Below are 2,540 nucleotides of genomic sequence, written 5' to 3'. Positions count from 1 at the left end.
GTAAGCGCGCAAATCTCCGCACCTTTTCATTGCTGAAGCAGTGACGGAGTCTGTGTCCGCAACGGAGACTGTGGACGCAATGACAGTGAATAGTGCGGACATTCCAGGTCAGCTGAGGGTCGTCAGGGTTCTTGGCAACGGCAAGCGGTGGTTTGATCCGGTCGAGAAGGAGCGCTTGATCGATGCCTGCCTTGAGCCGGGGGTGTCGGTGGCAGGGCTCGCGCTGGCGCACGGGATCAACGCCAATCAGTTGCGCAAGTGGGTCAAGCTGCGCCAGGACCGGAAGGCGACCGAGACAGCGGTGCCGGTATCGGGTCGCTGCGCGCCGTCGGCCTTCGTTCCGGTGGTTGAGGCCGCGCCGATGGCGCGGCTGCCGGCCCCGTCGGGTCGGCTGCCAGCGGTCCGGGTCCGCGTGACGGCGTCGCTGCCGAACGGGGTGCGGCTGGAGCTTGACGATGCGGATGCGCAGGTTCTGTCGGCGATGATCGAAGCGCTGGGGCGGTGCCATGTTCCGGCTCGCTGATGATCTACGCGTCTATCTGCACCGGGATCCGATCGACTTCCGGGCCGGGATCAACAGCCTGGCGATCCTGGTCGAGCAGGCGATGGGCCTCAACCCGTTCGAGCGTGCGGTGTTTGCCTTCTGCAATCGCCGCCGCACCCGGATAAAGTTGCTGTTCTTTGACCGCTCGGGCTTTGTGCTGGTGCTGAAGGCGCTGACCCAAGACAAGTTCCGCTGGCCGCGGCGGCCGGAGACGGTGGTGGCGCTTGACGCCGAGCAATTACACTGGCTGCTCGACGGCATCGATCTCGACGCGATGACCCGCCATCCGGTGCGGCAATACGAATTTGTCGGGTGAGGTTGCCTGTTGACGCAGGGGGAGGCTTCCGATTCAAGAATACGATGACTCGAACCGGCACCCCGTCCGTTGCGGAGTTGATGGCGCTTCTGGCGGCGCATACGGCCGAAATCGCCGCGTTGAAGGCCGAGCGGGAAGCTCTTTCGCAGCGCATCGTCAAGCTGGAGGAAGAACTGGCGCTGGCGCGGCTGCATCGGTTTGCGCCGCGCAGCGAAAAGCACATGGATCGCATCTTCAACGAAGCCGAGCAGAGCGCCGTTGAGGGAGAGGACGAGGGCTGCGCCGACACCGACGAGGTGGCTGCCGTTGATCTTCCAGACACGGGATTGCCGGACACCCACAAGCCGGACGGCAAGAAACGCGGGCGCCGGCCCCTGCCAGAGAACCTGCCACGTGAGCGCGTCGAGTATGACCTCGCCGACGACCAGAAGATCTGTCCGTGCTGCAGCCACCTGATGCATCGCATGGGTGAACTGGTGACTGAGCAGCTGCACATCGAGGTGAAGGCGAAGATTTTGCAGAATGCGCGGTTCAAGTATGCATGCCGCAACTGCGACCGCACCGGGATCAGCACGCCCATCGTCATCGCGCCGATGCCCGCGCAGCCCTTGCCCGGCAGTATCGCCACGGCCTCGACGCTGGCCTTCGCGCTCGTGCACAAATATGTCGACGGCACGCCGCTTTATCGCCTGGCGCAGGCCTTCGCGCGGGCCGGGGTTCCTGTCAGCCGTGGCGCGCTGGGCCATTGGGTGATCGGTTCGAGCGAGAGGCATCTGCATCGCCTCTATGACGCGCTGAAGCTGCGGCTGCGATCGCAGACCGTCATCCATGGTGACGAGACCACGGTGCAGGTGCTGAAGGAAGCGGGCAAGGACCCCACCAGCACCTCGTACATGTGGGCTTATCGCAGCGGCGAGGACAGCGCGCAGCCGATCGTGCTGTTCGATTATCAGCCCGGTCGCGGGCAGGAGCATCCGCAGACCTTCCTCGGCGACTATCGCGGCATCTTGATGAGCGACGGCTACTTGGCCTGGCGCACGGTGAAGGGCGCGACCCATATCGGATGCATGGCCCATGCCAGGCGGCGCTTTGTCGACGCCCTCAAGGCGAGGAAGAAACCGGGTGGGCCGCCGGCGCAGGCCCTCACGTTCTTCGATCAACTCTACCGGATCGAAAGGCAGGCGCGGGAGGAAGAGCCGGATGAGGGCGAAACGCAGGCCGACGCCCGGCGCCGGTTCCGCCAGAAACATGCCGTTCCGGTCCTGAACGCCCTCAAGGCATGGCTCGACGCGATCGCGCCGAAGGTCGTGCCTGACACCAAGCTCGAAGATGCCGTCTCCTATACACTCAACCAATGGGAATATCTGACGCGCTACACCGAAGACGGCAGAATGCCGATCGACAACAACATTCTGGAGCGAGACATCCGTATCTTCGCCACCGGACGAAAGAGTTGGCTCTTCAGCGATACAGTCCAGGGTGCCCACGCCAGCGCCGTCATCTACAGCCTGATGCTGACCTGCCGGGCCTGCCGCGTCGAACCCTTGGCGTGGTTGCGACACGTCCTCACCGAACTGCCGCAGCGTCCCGGCGATGCCGATATCGAGGACCTGCTGCCCTTCAACTTCAACACACGGCCAGCCTGAACCCCGCCCGACGTGCTTTGAAATGCGCGCTTAC

General features: G+C 64.0%; 3 protein-coding genes. All 3 read left to right on the top strand.

Going from position 1 to position 2,540, the window contains the following annotated elements:
* The first annotated feature begins 79 nt into the window (after nucleotides 1–79).
* The 3 genes from tnpA to tnpC are packed head-to-tail and all read left to right on the top strand — an operon-like array spanning nucleotide 80 to nucleotide 2,506.
* Nucleotides 80–523, top strand: a complete 444-nt coding sequence (gene tnpA / locus OC446_RS30020) for an IS66-like element accessory protein TnpA (RefSeq protein WP_262032538.1) — start codon at nucleotides 80–82, stop codon at nucleotides 521–523.
* Complete coding sequence (gene tnpB, locus OC446_RS30015) at nucleotides 507–860, top strand: IS66 family insertion sequence element accessory protein TnpB (RefSeq protein ID WP_262032537.1); 354 nt, start codon at nucleotides 507–509, stop codon at nucleotides 858–860. The genes tnpA and tnpB overlap by 17 nt, the downstream gene beginning before the upstream one ends.
* Nucleotides 861–904: 44 nt before the next feature.
* Complete coding sequence (tnpC, locus tag OC446_RS30010) at nucleotides 905–2,506, top strand: IS66 family transposase (protein WP_262032536.1); 1,602 nt, start codon at nucleotides 905–907, stop codon at nucleotides 2,504–2,506.
* Nucleotides 2,507–2,540: the final 34 nt, after the last annotated feature.

It is taken from the genome of Microvirga sp. Mcv34, from assembly GCF_024519725.1.
Lineage (GTDB): Bacteria > Pseudomonadota > Alphaproteobacteria > Rhizobiales > Beijerinckiaceae > Microvirga.
The sequence above is the reverse complement of the archived record's forward strand: the minus strand, read 5'-3'. Positions and strand labels throughout refer to the sequence as shown.